We start from the raw sequence: 17,225 nt of genomic DNA on the forward strand, positions 1-17,225 counted from the left end.
GCTTATCTCAGGGGTGAGGGCGCGGTCGGGCCATGCTATGATTGCCGCCTCTGGTAGGCAGTGTCTGTGCACTTGCCATGATCTCAAGGCAGTCAGGACCGGCAGGAATTACCTCTTACTATGTCCAAGGGTCAACTTTACATTGTCTCGGCACCCTCAGGTGCAGGCAAAACCAGCCTGGTGAAAGCGTTGCTCGCGCGAGATCCCGAGGTTGGCGTTTCCGTCTCCCATACCACTCGTGCCCAGCGCCCCGGTGAAGATCAGGGAGTGCACTATCACTTTGTCAGCAAGGAGCAGTTTCACACTCTGCTGGGCGAAGGTGCGTTTATTGAGCACGCCGAAGTGTTCGGTAACTTCTACGGGACGACTCAGGCTGCTGCTGAACAGGTACTGGCTCAGGGTAAGGATGTCATTCTTGAGATCGACTGGCAGGGTGCCCAGCAGGTACGCCGCATGATTCCTGAGTCGGTAGGAATTTTTATCCTCCCGCCGGAACGCGAAGCCCTGTTACAGCGACTCAATAGCCGAGGACAGGATTCTGACGAGATCATTGCTGGTCGCATGGCGAAAGCCGTCAGTGAAATGTCTCACTACCCGGAATATGACTATCTCATCTTTAACGATGATTTTGAGACGGCGGTGGAAGAGCTGGCGGCTATTTTCAAGGCCGGTCGTTGCCAGCTGGCTCGCCAGCAGCAAAATCAGGCAGCCACACTGGCGGCGCTCTTGTCAGAGATTTAACGCTGACGTAGACTTGCGCCTCTTGCCTAAGGGCAATGACTGATCAAATTTTGTGCAGTTGACGGTTTTTTGTGTCAGCTGCCAGCGGGAAACCTCGCTTTCCTCTTGATTCTCTTGATATTTATCGGAAGGGTAGACAGAAGACTATGGCACGTGTGACTGTCGAAGATTGTCTGGACAACGTAGAAAACCGCTTTGAACTGGTTATGGTAGCGTCCAAGCGCGCTCGCCAGATCGCCACCGGCGGTAAAGAGCCCAAGGTAGCCTGGGAAAATGATAAACCCACCGTTGTTGCCCTGCGTGAAGTGGCAATTGGTGCGGTGACCCCTTCTACCCTGGAGGCAGATGAAGAAGAGTTTTAACCAGAGGTAACGCGGTGGGGACCATCCTTACGCTGGCAGAGCGTCTCAGTGAGCACCTGACGCCTGACGAAGTTAATCAGGTAAAGCGAGCCTACTACTACGCTGAGCAGGCCCACGATGGTCAATCGCGTAAATCGGGTGAACCCTACATCATCCATCCCCTTGCTGTGGCAGGTATTCTGGCCAACATGGGGATGGACGCCCAAAGCCTGATGGCAGCGATGCTGCATGATGTCATCGAAGACACAGGCATTCCCAAGAACGCCCTCAGAAGCCAATTCGGTGAAACGGTTTCCGAACTGGTGGATGGCGTAAGCAAACTCAACAAGATGGAGTTTGCCTCCAAGGCCGAAGCGCAGGCCGAGAATTTCCAGAAGATGGTGTTGGCGATGGCAGCGGATATTCGCGTCATTCTCGTCAAACTGTCTGACCGTCTTCATAACATGCGCACCATCGGTGCCATGTCTGCACCTTCCCAGCGACGTATTGCCCGTGAAACCCTGGACATCTATGCGCCTATTGCCGGTCGCTTAGGGATGCATCAGATACGTACCGAGCTGGAAGATCTGGCATTCGCCGCTTATTACCCAATGCGCGCGCGCCGTCTGGCAGCCGCCGTTGAGCGTTTTCGCGAAAGCCGTCGTGAGGAAGTCGAGCAGCATTTGAGTCTGGTCGATGAGCGCCTGAGTGCGATGGATGTTCGTCATCAGATTACCTGGCGCAAGCGACACCTCAACAGCATCTACAACAAGATGCGTGAGCGTCAGCGCCTCTCGACCATCATGTCGACGCAGGTGGTGTCCATCATTACCGACACTGTAGACAGCTGTTATCGCATTCTTGGTATGCTGCATAACCTCTTTAAGCCCGTCCCCGGTACCTTCTCTGATTACATCGCTATTTCCAAAGCTAACGGCTATCAGTCCCTTCACACCAATCTTTTCACCGGTCGCGGCTATCAGCTGGAAGTACTGATTCGCACTGAAGAAATGGATATGGTGGCAACGCAAGGCATTGCCAGCCAGTGGGCAGCCTCAAAGAGTAGTGACCGGATCCGCGGCTCCCAGCATCGTGCCGAGCAGTGGGTGGCGGGCCTGGTGGAGATGCAGCGTCGTGCCGGTAACTCGTTGGAGTTTATCGAGCATGTGAAGGAAGACCTGTTCCCCGATGAAGTCTATATCTTCACGCCGAAAGGGCAGATTCTGGAAATGCCACGCGGTGCGACGGCCGTCGACTTTGCCTATGCCGTGCATACCCAGATTGGTAACAGCTGCGTCGGCTGCTATGTCGACGGTCAGTTAGCACCGTTGAGCAGCCCGATTCAGAGTGGTCAGACCGTCGAAATCATTACCAAAGACGGCTCTCATCCGAATTCCGCCTGGCTTAACTTTGTGGTGACCGGCAAGGCGCGCAGCAGTATTCGCCACTTCCTGAAAAATATGGAGCGCAGTGACTCCATTGCGCTGGGTCGTCGTTTGTTCTCGCAGGCCGCCGCAAGTTATGGCTACAGTCTGGAGCATTTGAGCGAAACCGCCTTGCGTGAACTGCTGGAAGAAACCGGGCTGGCTGAGCTTGATGATGTTATGGAAGAGGTCGGCCTGGGTAAACGGACGCCTCAGGTCGTGGCTCATCGTCTGCAACCGCGGGCTCATGATGATGCCTCGCTGGCGTCTTTAAGCGCGCCGCAAGCGCTGGTCATCAATGGTGCGGAAGGTATGCTGGTGAAGTTTGCCCGCTGCTGTTATCCCTTGCCGGGCGACCCGATTCTGGGTCACTTCGCCAGCGGCAGTCTGATGGTTCATCATGCGCAGTGCAGGAATACCACCGAGTGGCGTCAGCATGCTGATAAATGCCTGACTCTCACCTGGGATGACAAAATTGACCGCGAGTTTACCGTACGGCTTTCGATTCAGGCGCTGTCGAGTCGTGACCTGTTGCCTGATATGGCCTCTGCAGCGAGCAGAGGTGCAGCGGTTGTGACCGGGGTTTCGATGGATGAGCAGGAAGGTTCGGTCAGTCAGATAGATATGCAGCTCAAAGTGAAGAGCCGTGTGCATTTGGCGCGAGTGATTCGTCGCCTGCGTCATCTTAAGTTTGTGCAGCGAATTTCGCGCGTACTGCCGATGATTTCTATCAAGGGCTAAATTCGCTCGAGGATGGCAGGCCTGAGTGTTATTGTCAGGCCAGAAAACAAAAAAGACCTTAAATAAGGTCTTCAAAAGTACTTCACATTGTCCCTGTAAAACTGAGCAGGTGAGGAAAAGACGGTCCTTGTCATTCCTCAATCCATCCATGCTCTTCCGTGATCGTGTATCCCTACGGGCCTCCTGGCCTACTATCCTGGCTATCCCTAACGTCCTTTGGGTCAAGTCCTTAACCCGTGGCATCCCGCCTTCATCCTTGTGACGCCCATTCTGACAGTTCGCAGAAAAAAGCATATAGGAATTTTTCTGAATTTTACTATTTGTAATTCTGCGAAGCTTTTTGTTCCAGGTTATTAGCTGTCAGACCTGTATATCCCTTACGAAAATCGGGGTAACGCAGACAATAGCCCGTATCGGTTAACCTTTTGTTACAGCAGCGCTTACTTCCGCCACGGCGACGGGGTTGGCCTTCCTCCACGGTTTCCACCCCTAACTGCTCCGCCATCCACTGACACACCTCATGCAGCGTTGCCGGTTCGTTATCGGTCACAAGATAGCAGGACTCAAGGGGCTGGCCTTGTATGGCGAGTGTCAGCAAGTGCTGCATGGCGCCGATCGCATCCTCCTGATGAATACGATTGCTGTAATGCACATGCTCTCTGGCGGGAATCTTGCCTTCGCGTACCTGGTTCAGCAGGTGGTTACGGCCTTCACCGTAAATACCGCTCAGGCGCAGGCAGGTGGTGGGGTAAGGCTGGCTGTGAATGAGCGCTTCGGCTTCCAGTAGAATGCGGCCACTGAAGCTTGCAGGCTGAGTTTCACTGGTTTCATCAATCCACTCATGATTCTGCTGGCCATAAACACTGGTCGAAGAAATAAAGAACAGATGTTTGGGTACCTGAGGTAAGGCGTTGATCAGGCGTCGTGAGCCATCAACATAGGTCGCCCGATAATGAGCTTCCTCGCGGCTGCCGGGAGCCAGCAGAATAAATACATAGTCGACCTTGGACAGTGTGATCGGCACCTGAGGGTCGGTGAGGTCGGTATAGTGCAGGGTAACCCCGGGAAGGTTTTTCGGGCTTCGGCAAAGACCGTGAACCTGATAGCCCTTCTGGCTGAGCTGACCGGCGAGCGCCTGACCCAGTTTCCCCAGGCCGGCAAGAAGTACGGAGGCTGACATGACTGGATATATCCACAGTTATTGTGTATCGGCTATAATGGCACTTCGCTTGGTGATTCAACAAGGCTTTCGCCGGAGCAGAGGGTTACCTGAGTGGCAGCCCGAGCGAACCGGATGAGGACGCAGCACGCGGATAGCGTGTAATCGTCCTGCCTGAACGTCAGTAATGAGAACCCCTAACAGGACCCTTCGATGACCCTGACCGAACTGAAGTACATCGTCACCCTGGCTCAGGAACAACATTTTGGTCGCGCTGCCGAGCGCTGCTTTGTCAGTCAGCCGACACTAAGTGTGGCGGTAAAGAAGCTGGAAGAAGAGCTGGGTGTTGCGCTGTTCGAGAGGACCAAGAATGCGGTCCGTACCACTTCGTTGGGTGAAGGCATTGTGCAGCAGGCCCAGCGGGTTCTCGAGGAAAGTGAACGTATCCGCGAGATGGCGACGGCCGGTAAGGATCAACTGCGTGCGCCGTTGCGCCTGGGAGCGATTTACACCATTGGGCCGTATCTGTTCCCGCATCTTATTCCGCAAATCCGCCAGAAAGCACCCGACATGCCGCTCTATATCGAGGAAAACTACACCTCGGTACTGCGGCGTAAACTCCGTAATGGCGAACTGGATGCCATTATCGTGGCGCTGCCTTTTAATGAGCCCGATGTATTAACGCTGCCGCTGTATGACGAGCCTTTCGTTCTGATGCTGCCCAGTAATCACCCGTTGGCAAAAAAGGATGCGATGGACGCAGCCGATCTTAGCTGCAGTGACATGCTACTGTTGGGTGAAGGGCACTGTTTCCGTGATCAGGTGTTGCAGGCCTGCCCCAGCCTCAAGGACTCGGAAACCCAGCACACCATCACCGAAGGCAGCTCGCTTGAGACTTTGCGGCATATGGTGGCTTCTGGTTTTGGTATCACTATTCTGCCGCTGTCTGCCGCTGGTGAAGGATTGTATGCGCCGGGGATGCTCTGTACCCGTGAGTTCGCCTCTCCGCAGCCGATGCGTACCGTGGCTCTTGCCTGGCGCGCCAGTTTTCCGCGTCCCAAGGCCATTGATATCCTGCGGGATGCCGTGAAGCAATGTAACGTGCAGGCACTTCCGGCATGATGCCAGCCAGCCTTGATCAGATCAGTATCGACAAGCTGAAAGGGGCTGGGCCTGCGGTTCAGGAGAAGTGTGCCAAGATTGGCCTCAACTCGGTGCAGGATCTGCTCTTCCATTTACCCCTGCGTTATCAGGACCGAACCCGCATTAAATCGCTGGGTGAGTTGCGCCCCGGTGATGAAGTCATGGTTGAGGCGGTGATTCGTGCCGCAGACATCGTCAAGGGCAAGCGCCGTAGCCTGCTCTGTCGGGTGCAGGACGGGACGGGCAGTCTGACCCTGCGCTTCTTTCATTTCAGTCAGGCCCAGCGAGTGGCGCTTCGTGCCGGCGACAGCCTGCGTGCCTTTGGTGAAGTGCGGGTAGGTCCGAATGGGCTGGAAATGGTGCATCCGGAATATAAGGTGTTACCGCCCGATGCACCGCCCGCTGACCTGACTCAGGCGCTCACGCCGATTTATCCCGCCACTGAAGGGCTGACACAGGCCCGATTGCGCCAGTTAAGCGATCAGGCTCTCAGCATGCTGGGGCGACGTGAGAATGCCCTTAAGGACTGGCTGCCTGCCGGTTTACTTTCCCAGTATCAGCTGTGTTCTCTCGAAGATGCACTGGCCTATCTGCATCGCCCGCCGACGGGCATTTCTCAGGAGCACTTGCTCAGCGCGACAGAGCCTCATCGGCAGCGGTTGGTATTTGAGGAGCTACTCGCCCACCACCTGAGCCTGATCAAGCTGCGTCAACAGGCGCGTATCATCGATGCGCCGCAGTTGCAGGGTAATGGCCAGTTACGGCAGGCGTTTCTCCAGCAGTTACCTTTCGCTATGACCGGTGCCCAGCAGCGCGTCAGTGAAGAGATTGGCAAAGACCTGAGCGATCCTGCGCCGATGCTGCGACTGGTTCAGGGGGATGTCGGCTCAGGTAAAACCGTGGTGGCCGCCATGGCCGCATTGCAGGCGGTCGAATGCGGTTATCAGGCCGCCATCATGGCGCCAACCGAGATTCTCGCTGAACAACACTATGCAAACTTTACCCGCTGGCTTGAGCCGTTGGGCCTCAAGGTGTCATGGCTGGTGGGCAAACTTAAAGGCAAGGCCCGTGCACAGGCGATGGCTGAAATAGCCAGTGGTGAGGCGCATGTGGTGGTTGGCACTCATGCTCTCTTTCAGGACGATGTGGCTTTCGCCAGACTGGGTCTGGCTATTATTGATGAGCAGCATCGCTTTGGAGTGCATCAACGCCTTTCCCTGCGCGAGAAAGGGGTCAGCCATGGTAAAGCGCCGCACCAGCTGATCATGACGGCAACGCCGATTCCACGAACGCTGGCGATGGTGGCTTACGCCGATCTGGATGTGTCCATCATTGATGAGCTGCCGCCGGGGCGAACACCCGTCAATACGGTGGTGATAGCGGACTCGCGCCGTGATCAGGTGGTGGAGCGTGTGCGAAGCGCCTGTCTTGAGGGTCGGCAGGCCTATTGGGTCTGTACCCTGATTGAAGAATCCGAAGTGCTGGAGTGTCAGGCGGCAGAGGCTACCACGGATCAGTTGCGAGAGCTGTTGCCAGAGCTGCGTGTAGGTCTGGTTCATGGGCGCATGAAGGCGACGGAGAAAGCCGCAGTTATGGCGGCGTTCAAAGCAGCCGAGTTGGACTTGTTGGTGGCCACCACGGTGATTGAGGTGGGTGTCGATGTGCCCAATGCCTCGGTAATGATTATCGAGAACCCGGAGCGTCTGGGTCTGGCACAGTTGCATCAGCTGCGCGGTCGTGTCGGGCGTGGTTCAGTGGAGAGTCACTGTGTGCTGATGTACCATGCGCCGCTTTCACAGCAGGGCAAGTCCCGCCTGGCGGTCATGCGTGACAGCACGGATGGCTTTGTGATTGCCGAGAAAGATCTGGAACTGCGCGGGCCGGGCGAAGTGCTGGGAACGCGGCAAACGGGTCTGGTGCAGTTTCGTATCGCCAATCTGGAAGTGGATGATCACTGGCTGGATGCCGTCCATGAGGCGGGTGACTGGGTGATGCGCAAAGCCCCGGAGATCGCTGAACCACTGATATACCGCTGGCTTGGGCAAGCAGATCATTACTCTCAGGCCTAGAACGCCGGTGTTAACGAATTGAAGGCAGGTCGTCACAGAATATGATTACTGAAACCCAACTGGATTGGCTGCGCCAGCAGCTGGATCGCGAACCCCGCGGCATGGAAGCCATTGCTGTCAGCACTGACGAGGGTATTCCGCTGGTGGTGCGCATGCGTACCGTGGTGGAGGGGCGGCCTTTCCCCACGTTGTACTGGCTGTCCAGTAAGGATCTTTATAAAGCGATATCGGTCATCGAAACCCAAGGCTATATCAAACGATTGGAAGCGGAAATTGCCGAGGACGCTGATCTTCGTCAGGCACTGCACGACAGTCATCAGGATTACGTGAACCAGCGCACTGCAGCAATGCGCGACGAAGATCGTGACGCCCTGATTGCGCAGGATAAGCTGGACTACCTGAATCGTTTAGGCGTTGGCGGTATTTCAGACTGGACGCGGGTGCGTTGCCTGCACATGCACTATGCCCATCACCTCTGCGGTTACAATGTGATCGGGCAACGGCTGGAGCAGGAGTTTAACCTCAGTCAGCTGTCGATTCGTCTCTGAGAGCGGGTATCTCAACCAGCATATTGGCCGGGAAACGGGCGCGGAAAATACTGCCTTGTCCCGGCTCACTTTCAATGTGCAGGCTGCTTTCATGGCGTAGCAGCACATGCTTGACGATGGCCAGCCCCAAACCCGTACCACCGCTTTCCAATGAGCGGCTGGGGTCTGCGCGGTAGAACCGTTCGGTCAGGCGCGGAATGTGATCGGCCTCAATACCCACCCCATCATCCTCGACTTCAAAGCAGGCGCCATCGCCGTCCTGATACCAACGCACCTGAATCCGGCCTTCATCGGGAGTGTACTTAACGGCGTTCATCACAAGATTGGAAAAGGCACTGTGCAGTTCCTGCTCACGGCCATGCAGCTGCAAGGGCGAGCGAATATCGAGCGTCACCGTCTGGCCCTTGTCGACACTTAATGACTCGGCATCATTGACGATCTGGCGCAGCAGAGCGCTGACATTTACCGGCTCATGAGGGTATTCCACCTGCGAAGTCTCCAGGCGCGACAGCGTCAGGAGGTCAACAATCAGGTTTTCCATACGTTTGGCCTGACGAGCCATCTGCTGAATAGGACGTACCCACGGACGTGGCAGCTGATCAAGATGATCGCCCAGTGTTTCCAGATAGCCACTGATAACCGTTAACGGCGTGCGCAGCTCATGGGAGGCATTGGCGACAAAGTCCTGACGCATGATCTCCAGGTTATGCAGGCGTGTGACATCCTGTACCAGCATCAGGCGGTCGCCTTTGCCGAACAGGGTGATGCTGATCTGAAGAAACTGACGAACATTCGCGGGCGCCGGAATTTCCAGCGGATCCTGATAGCGGCACTGCTCAAAGTAACGGACGAAGTCAGGGCGGCGTATGAGGTGAGTAATGGGCTGGCCGCGATCTTGTGGATAACGCAGGCCCAGCAGACGGCTTGCCGCCTGGTTCCACCATTCCAGCGTACCGTCTTCATCGAGCAGAATAACGCCATCACGCAGGGCAGCGGTGGAGTCCTGAATACGGGCGATGATGGCGCGCAAGCGCTGTTGCTCATCATGACTGCGGCGGTTCAGGCGATAGAGTTCATCAAAGACGTCGCCCCACAGGCCTTTGCCTTCCGGGACATCATCATATTCAACGTTGTTGCGGGCGAGCCAGCGAACCAGCTTGTGCATGTGCCAGAGTTGCCAGCAAAGCATGACGCCAAGGCCGATGGTGAGACCGACCAGCCAGTGCCCGCTGAACAAGCCCAGCAAGGCGCAGGCGGCGATAATCAGACATTGACGCCCAACGAAGTGGCGCACGTCAGTGCACCTTGTTGGAGAAGCGGTAGCCGGTGCCGCGAACGGTCTGAATCAGATGTTCGTGCAGGTTGCCAAGGGCTTTGCGCAGACGGCGGATATGGACATCCACAGTGCGCTCTTCGACATAAACGTTGCCGCCCCAGACCTGATCCAGCAGTTGCCCGCGGGAGTAGGCGCGCTCAGGGTGGGTCATAAAGAAATGCAGCAGGCGGTATTCGGTCGGGCCCATCTCCAGCGGCTTGCCATTGGAGGTGACTCGGTGAGAGACCGGGTCCAGCATCAGGCCATCCACTTCCACCGCATCTTCCACGCCCTGTGGAGTGGTGCGTCGGAGTACGGCTTTCAGGCGGGCAACCAGTTCGCGGGGCGAGAAAGGCTTGGTGATGTAGTCATCCGCGCCAGCTTCCAGACCCTGAATTTTATTATCTTCATCACCTTTCGCGGTGAGCATGATGATCGGTATTTCTGCCGTCATGGGATCACGTTTCAGGCGGCGGCACAGCTCAATGCCACTGGTGCCGGGCAGCATCCAGTCGAGCAGCATCAGGTCGGGCTGATCATCGACAATCAGCGAGTGAGCACGCGTGGCGTTTTCCGCCTCGAGGCACTCATAACCCGCCATTTCCAGTGCGACGGCGATCATTTCCCGGATTGGAGCTTCATCGTCTACGATCAGGACTTTTTTATCCGCCATGAGCCTGTACCCATCATCTGTTGCGTTCATGTGACCGGCGTATTACATCGGGAGTCTATTGCAGAATTATGACAGTGATCGCGTCTGCTGCAACTTGATGGATGCCGCTTCTCACTGTTGTCAGGGCTTTTACTTGGTTCCCTGGCCCTGCGGCACTAAAAAAACCTAAGCTAAGTGGTAAGGTTGTTCGGCCTTCCAGTAAACTAATGCCCACACACCGTGGCAGCCTTCCTGCTGACGGCGGTGTTCATTTTTAAAGTAAGGATTTGTCACTATGCCATTGTCCCGTGATGCCGCGCTGAACGTTGCCAAAGTCCTCAGTGAAGCGATGCCCTATATTCAGAACTACGTCGGCAAGACCATCGTAGTGAAATACGGCGGCAATGCGATGGTTGATGAAGAGCTGAAAAACGCCTTTGCCCGCGACATCGTCATGCTGAAGCTGGTGGGTATCAACCCGGTGGTCGTGCACGGTGGCGGTCCGCAGATTGGTGATCTGCTGGACAAACTGAAAATCGAATCCCACTTCGTTAACGGTATGCGTGTGACCGACAGCGCCACTATGGATGTGGTGGAAATGGTGCTGGGTGGTCAGGTCAATAAAGATATCGTTAACCTGATTAACAACAACGGTGGTCGCGCCATCGGTGTGACCGGTAAGGATGCGCGTCTGATCATGGCCAAGAAAATGACCGTGACCCATAAGACGCCTGAAATGTCCGCACCAGAAATTATTGATATCGGCCACGTTGGCAGTGTTGAGCGTATTGACCGCAAACTGCTGGATCTGCTGGTCGAGAGCGACATCATTCCGGTTATCGCGCCCATCGGTGTGGATTCCGAAGGCCAGTCTTACAACATTAATGCGGATCTGGTGGCCGGGAAAGTCGCCGAAGCGCTGGATGCTGAAAAGTTGCTGCTCCTGACCAACATCGCTGGTCTGCTGGATAAGCAGGGCAAAGTCCTGACGGGTCTGACGCTGGCGGATGTCGATGCGCTGATTGCCGATGGCACCATCACCGGCGGTATGTTGCCGAAAATCGACTGCGCACTGGAAGCAGTCCGTAATGGCGTGAAGCGTGCGCATATCATTGATGGTCGTGTGGCTCACGCCACTATGCTGGAGCTCTTTACCAATGAAGGCGTCGGCACTCTGATCACCAAAGAAAAACTGCAGGATTAAGGTAGAACCGCTGCATGACTGAGACTACTGCGTCGCGGCCCCGTAAAGGGCAGGCTAAGCAGCGTATTCTGGAAGCCCTGGCGCGCATGCTTGAGCACGCGCCGGGCGGCCGGATCACCACGGCGGCGCTGGCTCAGGAAGTCGGTGTTACCGAGGCCGCGTTGTATCGTCATTTCCCCAGCAAGACGCGGATGTTTGAAGGGCTGATCGACTTTGTCGAGGAAAGCCTGTTCAGCCGAATTGGTATCATTCTCGACCGCGAACTCTCGGCTTCCAGCCGTTGTCAGCAGATACTGACCCTGATTCTGGCCTTTGCTGAAAAGAATCCCGGGCTTGCAGTCTTGCTGGCTGGCGAAGTGCTGGCGGGGGAAGACGAGCGCCTGCATCAGCGCATTCGTCAGGTCTATGACCGCATCGAAACCCAGCTTCGCCAGATTCTGCGTGAAGCTGAATTGCGTGAGCAGATGCGAACCCTCAAGTCTCCGACTGTCTGTGCCAATCTGCTGATGGCGGTGGTGGAAGGACGCCTGCGCCAGTTTGTTCGCAGTGCCTTTAGCCGCTCGCCCACGGAACACTGGCCTGAACAATGGGTGCTGCTCAAAGCTCCGCTTTTACGTCCGGTGCCCAGTGCTGCCGACGCTGTGACCAGTCCTGAACTGGTCGAACACCCGCTTGAACCGGACGCAGAGTCCAACGGGCATCCAGCCCCGTAACCTTATCTGGAGTATCAAATGGCCCTGGCTAAACGCATCATTCCCTGCCTGGATGTGGACAACGGACGTGTCGTGAAAGGCGTAAAATTTCTCGACATTCGTGACGCCGGAGATCCTGTCGAGGTCGCCAAGCGCTACAACGAACAGGGTGCGGATGAGATTACCTTTCTGGATATCACCGCCAGTCACGAAGACCGCGACACCATGGTGCATGTGGTGGAAGCCATCGCCGGACAGGTATTTATTCCGCTGACGGTAGGGGGTGGCATTCGTACCTGTGAAGACATCCGCAAGATGCTGAATGCCGGTGCTGACAAGGTCTCGATCAATACCGCTGCGGTCACCAATCCGGACTTTGTGCGTGAGGCTTCCGAGCGTTTTGGGGCTCAGTGCATCGTGGTGGCCATTGATTCCAAGAAGGTTAGCGCAGAAGGGGAACCTGACCGTTGGGAGGTGTTTACCCACGGCGGTCGTCGCGCCACCGGTCTGGAAGTGGTCGAATGGGCGAAAAAGCTGGTGGCTCTCGGCGCCGGTGAAATTCTGCTGACCAGCATGGATGCCGATGGTACTAAAAATGGTTTTGACCTCGGCGTGACCCGCGCGGTCAGTGAAGCCGTGGCGGTGCCGGTGATTGCCTCAGGCGGTGTCGGTAATCTGGATCATCTGGTGGAGGGTGTCACCAAAGGCAAAGCTGATGCGGTGCTGGCGGCGTCAATCTTCCACTTCAATGAATACTCTATCCCCGAAGCCAAGGCCTATATGGCCGAGCATGGCATCGAGATGCGTCGTTAATCACGATGCTTTCTGGCGTCGCGGTGCTGTACCTGAGTCTCAGCACCGCGACGTTTTACCCCTCCGACTGTGCATTTCCTGCGCACAAGCTTGCGCCCTCAGCGAATTCTCACCAGACTAGAATTGCGCGGGTGAGTTATCACCCCTGCAACTCGTTCATCGAGAGGGGCTGAACGCATGCTCATCCGCTGTTTCCTGCTACTACTCATCTTGCTGCCCGGCGGCTGGCTGATGGCTGCCTATACGGGCATCAGCGAGACAACGCTGAGTAAGGTGCAGCAGGCCTACGGCATGCCGGCACGCAAGCGAGTCGAGGCCTGGCGCGATCTGATGGCGGACTCCACTCTCAAGCAAACCGCTGAAACCACGCGGCTTCGCGTGGTGAATGACTTCTTCAATAACGTACAGTGGCTGGAAGATACGACCGTCTGGGGTAAAACTGACTACTGGGCAACTCCACTGGAGATGCTGGAGCGTAATGCCGGCGACTGTGAAGACTTCTCCATCGGCAAGTATTTCACCCTGCTGGAGCTTGGGGTGGCTGAGGATAAGCTGCGCATCATGTACGTTAAATCCCTGACTTATAATCAGGCGCACATGGTATTGCTGTATTACGCCAGCCCCGGCGCGATGCCAATGGTGCTGGATAACATCAAGAAAACCATTGAGCCTGCCAATCGCCGCACTGACCTTGTGCCTGTGTACAGTTTCAACGGCTCAGGCTTGTGGATTAACAAATCCCCGGCAGGTCAGAAGGTGGGAAACAGCGCTGATCGTATCGGCCCCTGGCGTGGCCTTCTGGCCCGAATGAGGAACGAAGGGCTGCTTTAGTCCACATAACGCCAGACATTGGCGCGCTGCGTGGTATTTCCCCTGAGCAGGGACTGCACAGTGAGGGCCTTTTGCTTTATGCTTCGGAATCAGTCTGTAACCTTTCTGCCCATCACTGGCAACAAGTAAGGATGGCCATATGACGCGAGTTTGGCTTGCCCCCCTATCTCTTCTGGCATTCGCTCTGGGCGGTTGTCAGCAGTGGAATGAACAAAACCTGAAGTCTCCTGTTCCTCAGGCGGAGACCTACCCCTATACCACACAGCAGAAGATGCAAACTGCCCATCATTGGGACGTACTGGCATCGGATATGGCCAATCAGATCGCCATGTCTCTGCCTGACCGCAACATGACGGTTTACGTAGATGAGCCAGCTGAGCAAACCGATTTTGCCAAGGCGTTTCATCAGATGCTGCAGAGCCAGCTGATGAAGCATCAGGTGATTGTGGCTGTTGATCCGGTCGGTGGCGCTGCTCATGTCAAGTATAGTGCGCAGTTGCTGCAGCATCAGGGTATCGACGGTGCCAAGGCGGTTCCGGGGACTTACACCGTGCTGGGAACAGGTCTGGCCGTTATGCGTAACGCCGTCAAGCACAGCTGGGAAGGTTCCTATCTGGCCCTGCCACTACTGGGCCTCGGCGCGGATTACCTGACCGGCCGTACTACCTCCATCGAAGGAGCAGAAGTGCTGATTACCACCCAGATGGTGTATGGCAGCACGCTGCTGATGTCAGAATCTGACCTCTATTACATCAACAAGGAAGGCGCAGGCCACTACACCAGCGTGCCAAACGCCATGCCAGCCAAAACGATGCAAGTGGTGGGTGAATGAAAGCAATGCGTACCTGGGCAGGCCTGCTGAGTCTGGCTGCCACCCTGACCCTCGCAGGTTGCGAAACAGACTCGGTGAAGCCCGCCGCACCTGAATCAGCCAATCTGGTGACCACCAGTCAGGATGCAGCCACTAAGCTGCTGTCCCAACTGGCACCTGCGGATCGTCCGACTCAGCCGGTGATGGTGGCGAGTTACGTCAACATTGATGAGCTTAGCGAGTCTTCCACGCTGGGCCGTACTCTGGCCGAGCAGATGGCGAGCAGCCTTACCCAGCAGGGTATCCCTGTGGTTGAGCTGAAGCTGCGTAATGCCCTGTTCATTCAGGAAGGCAATGGCGAGTTTCTGCTGTCGCGTGAGCTGAAAGACATCAGCCGCTCGCATCAGGCGCAAATGGTGGTGGTTGGTACCTACGCGGTAGCACGCCAGAACGTTTACGTGTCCACCCGTCTGGTGCGTGTGGCGGATAATCGCATCATGGCGTCTGACGATTATCGTCTGCCCATGGATGGTGATGTCCGTTCCATGGCTGGCGTAAAGCGTTACTACTGATCTGTCGCGGCGACGTCGCTGAGACGTGCCAACATCGTTGGGAGCAGTGGGATGGGCCGCTGCTTCTGACAAAAGACAGCGGCAGTGTTGATGGGCGAGTTCAGTCCAGCAGCAGATTGCGTAAGGAGGCCAGGGTCTCGCGTGCCTTGGCCTGCTTTACTTCCTGACTGACGCCTTCGCGTCCTTCCCACTCCACATCTTCCTGTGGCAGCTCATCCAGAAAGCGGCTGGGCACACAATCGAGCTTCTCACCAAACTGTTTACGTTGCCTGGCCAGTGTCATGGTCAGAGTTTCGCGGGCACGGGTGATGCCGACATACGCCAGTCGCCGCTCCTCTTCGATGGTATCCATCTCTATGGAGTTACGGTGTGGCAGCAGCTCTTCTTCCATGCCAATCAGAAACACATGGGGAAACTCCAGACCCTTGGCCGCATGCAGGGTCATCAGCTGCACCCGGTCGGATTCATCCTCTTCTTCCTGACGCTCCAGAATATCCATCAAAATCAGACGGTTAATGACATCCTTGATATCTGCTTCAGGGTCATCTTCCAGTAAGCGCTCATGGGTCGAGCGCAGGGAGTCAATCAGGAACCAGACGTTCTCCATGCGCCTTTCTGCAGCATTAGGCGTTGGCGAGTGCTGTTGCAGCCAGCCGGGAAAGTCGATATCCAGCACCATCTGCCGGACAACGGCGACCGGGTCTTCCTGATAGCAACGCTGCTGGGTTTGCTCAACCCAGTGGCCAAAACGGCGCAATTTATCCAGCGCTTTCTCAGGCAGATGCTGAGCCAGTCCCATCTCGGAGCAAGCGGCCAGCATCGAGGTGCCGCGCTCGGTGGCGTAGGCTGACAGCTTCTCCAGCGTGGCAGGGCCAATCTCACGGCGCGGTACGTTGACGATACGCAGGAAGGCGTTGTCGTCATCCGGGTTGATCATCACCTTAAGATAGGCCATCACATCCTTGATCTCTGCGCGGGCAAAGAAGGACTGTCCACCACTTAGCTTGTAGGGAATCTGAAAGGCCTGCAGCTTGGTTTCGATCAGGCGCGCCTGATGATTGCCGCGATACAGAATGGCGTAGTCGCGAAACTCGGTGCGCTTGCGCATCTTGTGTTCAAGGATTTCCGTCGCCACGCGCTCGGCTTCGTGATCCTCATGGCGACACAGCACAATGCGTAGCGGATCGCCCATGCCTTTGTCACTCCAGAGCTCCTTGGTGAACTCGTGAGGGTTGTTGGCGATGAGAACGTTGGCTGCCTTTAGGATACGGCTGGTGGAGCGGTAGTTCTGCTCAAGCTTCACCACTTTGAGGCTGGGAAAGTCTCGCGCCAGCTGGCCGATATTTTCCGGACGCGCGCCACGCCAGGCGTAGATGGACTGGTCATCATCCCCTACCACCGTGAACTGGGCGCGTTTGCCGACCAGCAGTTTCACGAGCAGGTACTGGCTCAGGTTGGTGTCCTGATACTCATCCACCAGCATGTAATGGACGCGGTTCTGCCAGCGCTCAAGCACATCGGGATGATCACGGAAAAGCTCGGCGGGTATACGAATCAGATCGTCAAAATCGACAGCGTTGTAGGCTAGTAACAGGCGGTTGTATTCCTGATAGACCTGACCTGCCAGCAGCTGATCATTATCCTCGGCATGGCTGATGACATGGGCCGGTGCGGCCAGGTCATTCTTCCAGTTGGAGATCTGGTGCTGGACGAACTCGGCGACATCGCCTTCCTGCTGCTGAAACTGGGTCAGAATGTCCTTGATCAGTGCCAGCGCATCCTGCTGGTCAAAGATCGAAAAACCGGGTTTGAAACCGAGGATTTTATGCTCGCGGCGAATAATGTTGAGACCCAGATTGTGGAAGGTGGAGACGGTCAGACCGCGGGCAGCATTGCCCTTGATGAGCTTGCTGACACGCTCTTTCATTTCCCGTGCGGCCTTATTGGTAAAGGTCACAGCGAAGATGTTCTGGGCCTTGTAGCCGCACTGTTCGACCAGATAGGCGATCTTGCGGGTGATCACCGAGGTTTTGCCACTGCCGGCGCCAGCTAGGACCAGTAAGGGGCCTGAAATGTAGCGGACGGCTTCCTGTTGGCGGGGGTTTAACTGGCTCACGACAGACACCTGTAAAAGTTCACAAAGCGGCGGCCATTTTAGCAGATCGCTTC

At 56.1% G+C, this 17,225-nt stretch carries 16 protein-coding genes; 12 read left to right on the forward strand and 4 right to left on the reverse strand.

The window, feature by feature from the left end:
* Nucleotides 1-120 precede the first annotated feature (120 nt).
* The 3 genes from gmk (at nucleotide 121) to ACKC9G_RS15285 (ending at nucleotide 3,247) form a co-directional block, all read left to right on the forward strand.
* Nucleotides 121-741, forward strand: a complete 621-nt coding sequence (gmk, locus tag ACKC9G_RS15275) for a guanylate kinase (RefSeq protein ID WP_411406921.1) — start codon at nucleotides 121-123, stop codon at nucleotides 739-741.
* A 146-nt stretch (nucleotides 742-887) separates the two neighbouring features.
* Nucleotides 888-1,103 (forward strand): DNA-directed RNA polymerase subunit omega, encoded by a 216-nt coding sequence (rpoZ, locus tag ACKC9G_RS15280; protein WP_411406923.1) that lies wholly within the window; start codon nucleotides 888-890, stop codon nucleotides 1,101-1,103.
* A 14-nt stretch (nucleotides 1,104-1,117) separates the two neighbouring features.
* Complete coding sequence (locus ACKC9G_RS15285) at nucleotides 1,118-3,247, forward strand: RelA/SpoT family protein (RefSeq protein ID WP_411406925.1); 2,130 nt, start codon at nucleotides 1,118-1,120, stop codon at nucleotides 3,245-3,247.
* Between the two features lie 316 nt (nucleotides 3,248-3,563).
* Here the strand turns inward: ACKC9G_RS15285 and ACKC9G_RS15290 are convergent, their stop codons facing one another.
* On the reverse strand, nucleotides 3,564-4,427 hold the full coding sequence (locus ACKC9G_RS15290) for an SDR family oxidoreductase (RefSeq protein ID WP_411406927.1): 864 nt from the start codon (nucleotides 4,425-4,427) through the stop codon (nucleotides 3,564-3,566).
* A gap of 192 nt (nucleotides 4,428-4,619) precedes the next feature.
* On the opposite strand from ACKC9G_RS15290, the gene ACKC9G_RS15295 reads away from it, so the two are divergent.
* The 3 genes from ACKC9G_RS15295 to ACKC9G_RS15305 are packed head-to-tail and all read left to right on the forward strand — an operon-like array spanning nucleotide 4,620 to nucleotide 8,166.
* Entirely contained in the window at nucleotides 4,620-5,528 is a 909-nt protein-coding gene (locus ACKC9G_RS15295; protein WP_411406929.1) for a hydrogen peroxide-inducible genes activator, read from the forward strand.
* A complete protein-coding gene (gene recG, locus ACKC9G_RS15300) occupies nucleotides 5,528-7,618 on the forward strand; it encodes an ATP-dependent DNA helicase RecG (protein WP_411407129.1) in 2,091 nt (696 codons plus the stop codon). Before ACKC9G_RS15295 ends, recG begins: the two co-directional genes overlap by 1 nt.
* Before the next feature lie 41 nt (nucleotides 7,619-7,659).
* On the forward strand, nucleotides 7,660-8,166 hold the full coding sequence (locus tag ACKC9G_RS15305) for a DUF501 domain-containing protein (RefSeq protein WP_411406931.1): 507 nt from the start codon (nucleotides 7,660-7,662) through the stop codon (nucleotides 8,164-8,166).
* On the opposite strand, the gene phoR is transcribed toward ACKC9G_RS15305, so the two are convergent.
* Both phoR and phoB read right to left on the reverse strand, forming a co-directional pair.
* A complete protein-coding gene (gene phoR, locus ACKC9G_RS15310; protein ID WP_411406933.1) occupies nucleotides 8,141-9,460 on the reverse strand; it encodes a phosphate regulon sensor histidine kinase PhoR in 1,320 nt (439 codons plus the stop codon). The two genes, ACKC9G_RS15305 and phoR, sit on opposite strands and share 26 nt — an antisense overlap.
* A gap of 1 nt (nucleotide 9,461) precedes the next feature.
* The gene (gene phoB / locus ACKC9G_RS15315) at nucleotides 9,462-10,154 is read right to left on the reverse strand and encodes a phosphate regulon transcriptional regulator PhoB (protein WP_411406935.1); all 693 of its coding nucleotides are present in this window, start codon (nucleotides 10,152-10,154) and stop codon (nucleotides 9,462-9,464) included.
* A 274-nt stretch (nucleotides 10,155-10,428) separates the two neighbouring features.
* On the opposite strand from phoB, the gene argB reads away from it, so the two are divergent.
* The 6 genes from argB to ACKC9G_RS15345 all read left to right on the forward strand — a co-directional run bounded on the left by argB (nucleotide 10,429) and on the right by ACKC9G_RS15345 (nucleotide 15,056).
* Nucleotides 10,429-11,337 (forward strand): acetylglutamate kinase, encoded by a 909-nt coding sequence (gene argB / locus ACKC9G_RS15320; RefSeq protein WP_411406937.1) that lies wholly within the window; start codon nucleotides 10,429-10,431, stop codon nucleotides 11,335-11,337.
* A 14-nt stretch (nucleotides 11,338-11,351) separates the two neighbouring features.
* Nucleotides 11,352-12,050: a nucleoid occlusion factor SlmA gene (slmA, locus tag ACKC9G_RS15325; protein WP_411406939.1), complete on the forward strand. Its 699-nt coding sequence runs from the start codon at nucleotides 11,352-11,354 to the stop codon at nucleotides 12,048-12,050.
* 18 nt (nucleotides 12,051-12,068) lie between these two features.
* Entirely contained in the window at nucleotides 12,069-12,842 is a 774-nt protein-coding gene (hisF, locus tag ACKC9G_RS15330; RefSeq protein WP_411406941.1) for an imidazole glycerol phosphate synthase subunit HisF, read from the forward strand.
* 177 nt (nucleotides 12,843-13,019) lie between these two features.
* Entirely contained in the window at nucleotides 13,020-13,673 is a 654-nt protein-coding gene (locus tag ACKC9G_RS15335; protein ID WP_411406943.1) for a transglutaminase-like cysteine peptidase, read from the forward strand.
* A gap of 139 nt (nucleotides 13,674-13,812) precedes the next feature.
* A complete protein-coding gene (locus ACKC9G_RS15340; protein ID WP_411406945.1) occupies nucleotides 13,813-14,505 on the forward strand; it encodes a hypothetical protein in 693 nt (230 codons plus the stop codon).
* Nucleotides 14,502-15,056, forward strand: coding sequence for a FlgO family outer membrane protein (locus tag ACKC9G_RS15345; RefSeq protein ID WP_411406947.1), 555 nt, complete (start codon nucleotides 14,502-14,504; stop codon nucleotides 15,054-15,056). The genes ACKC9G_RS15340 and ACKC9G_RS15345 overlap by 4 nt, the downstream gene beginning before the upstream one ends.
* Before the next feature lie 100 nt (nucleotides 15,057-15,156).
* Here the strand turns inward: ACKC9G_RS15345 and rep are convergent, their stop codons facing one another.
* Nucleotides 15,157-17,172 (reverse strand): DNA helicase Rep, encoded by a 2,016-nt coding sequence (gene rep / locus ACKC9G_RS15350; protein ID WP_411406949.1) that lies wholly within the window; start codon nucleotides 17,170-17,172, stop codon nucleotides 15,157-15,159.
* Nucleotides 17,173-17,225 lie beyond the last annotated feature (53 nt).

Origin of the sequence: Pokkaliibacter sp. CJK22405 (assembly GCF_046614695.1) — a bacterium.
In the GTDB taxonomy this organism is placed as follows: domain Bacteria; phylum Pseudomonadota; class Gammaproteobacteria; order Pseudomonadales; family Balneatricaceae; genus Pokkaliibacter.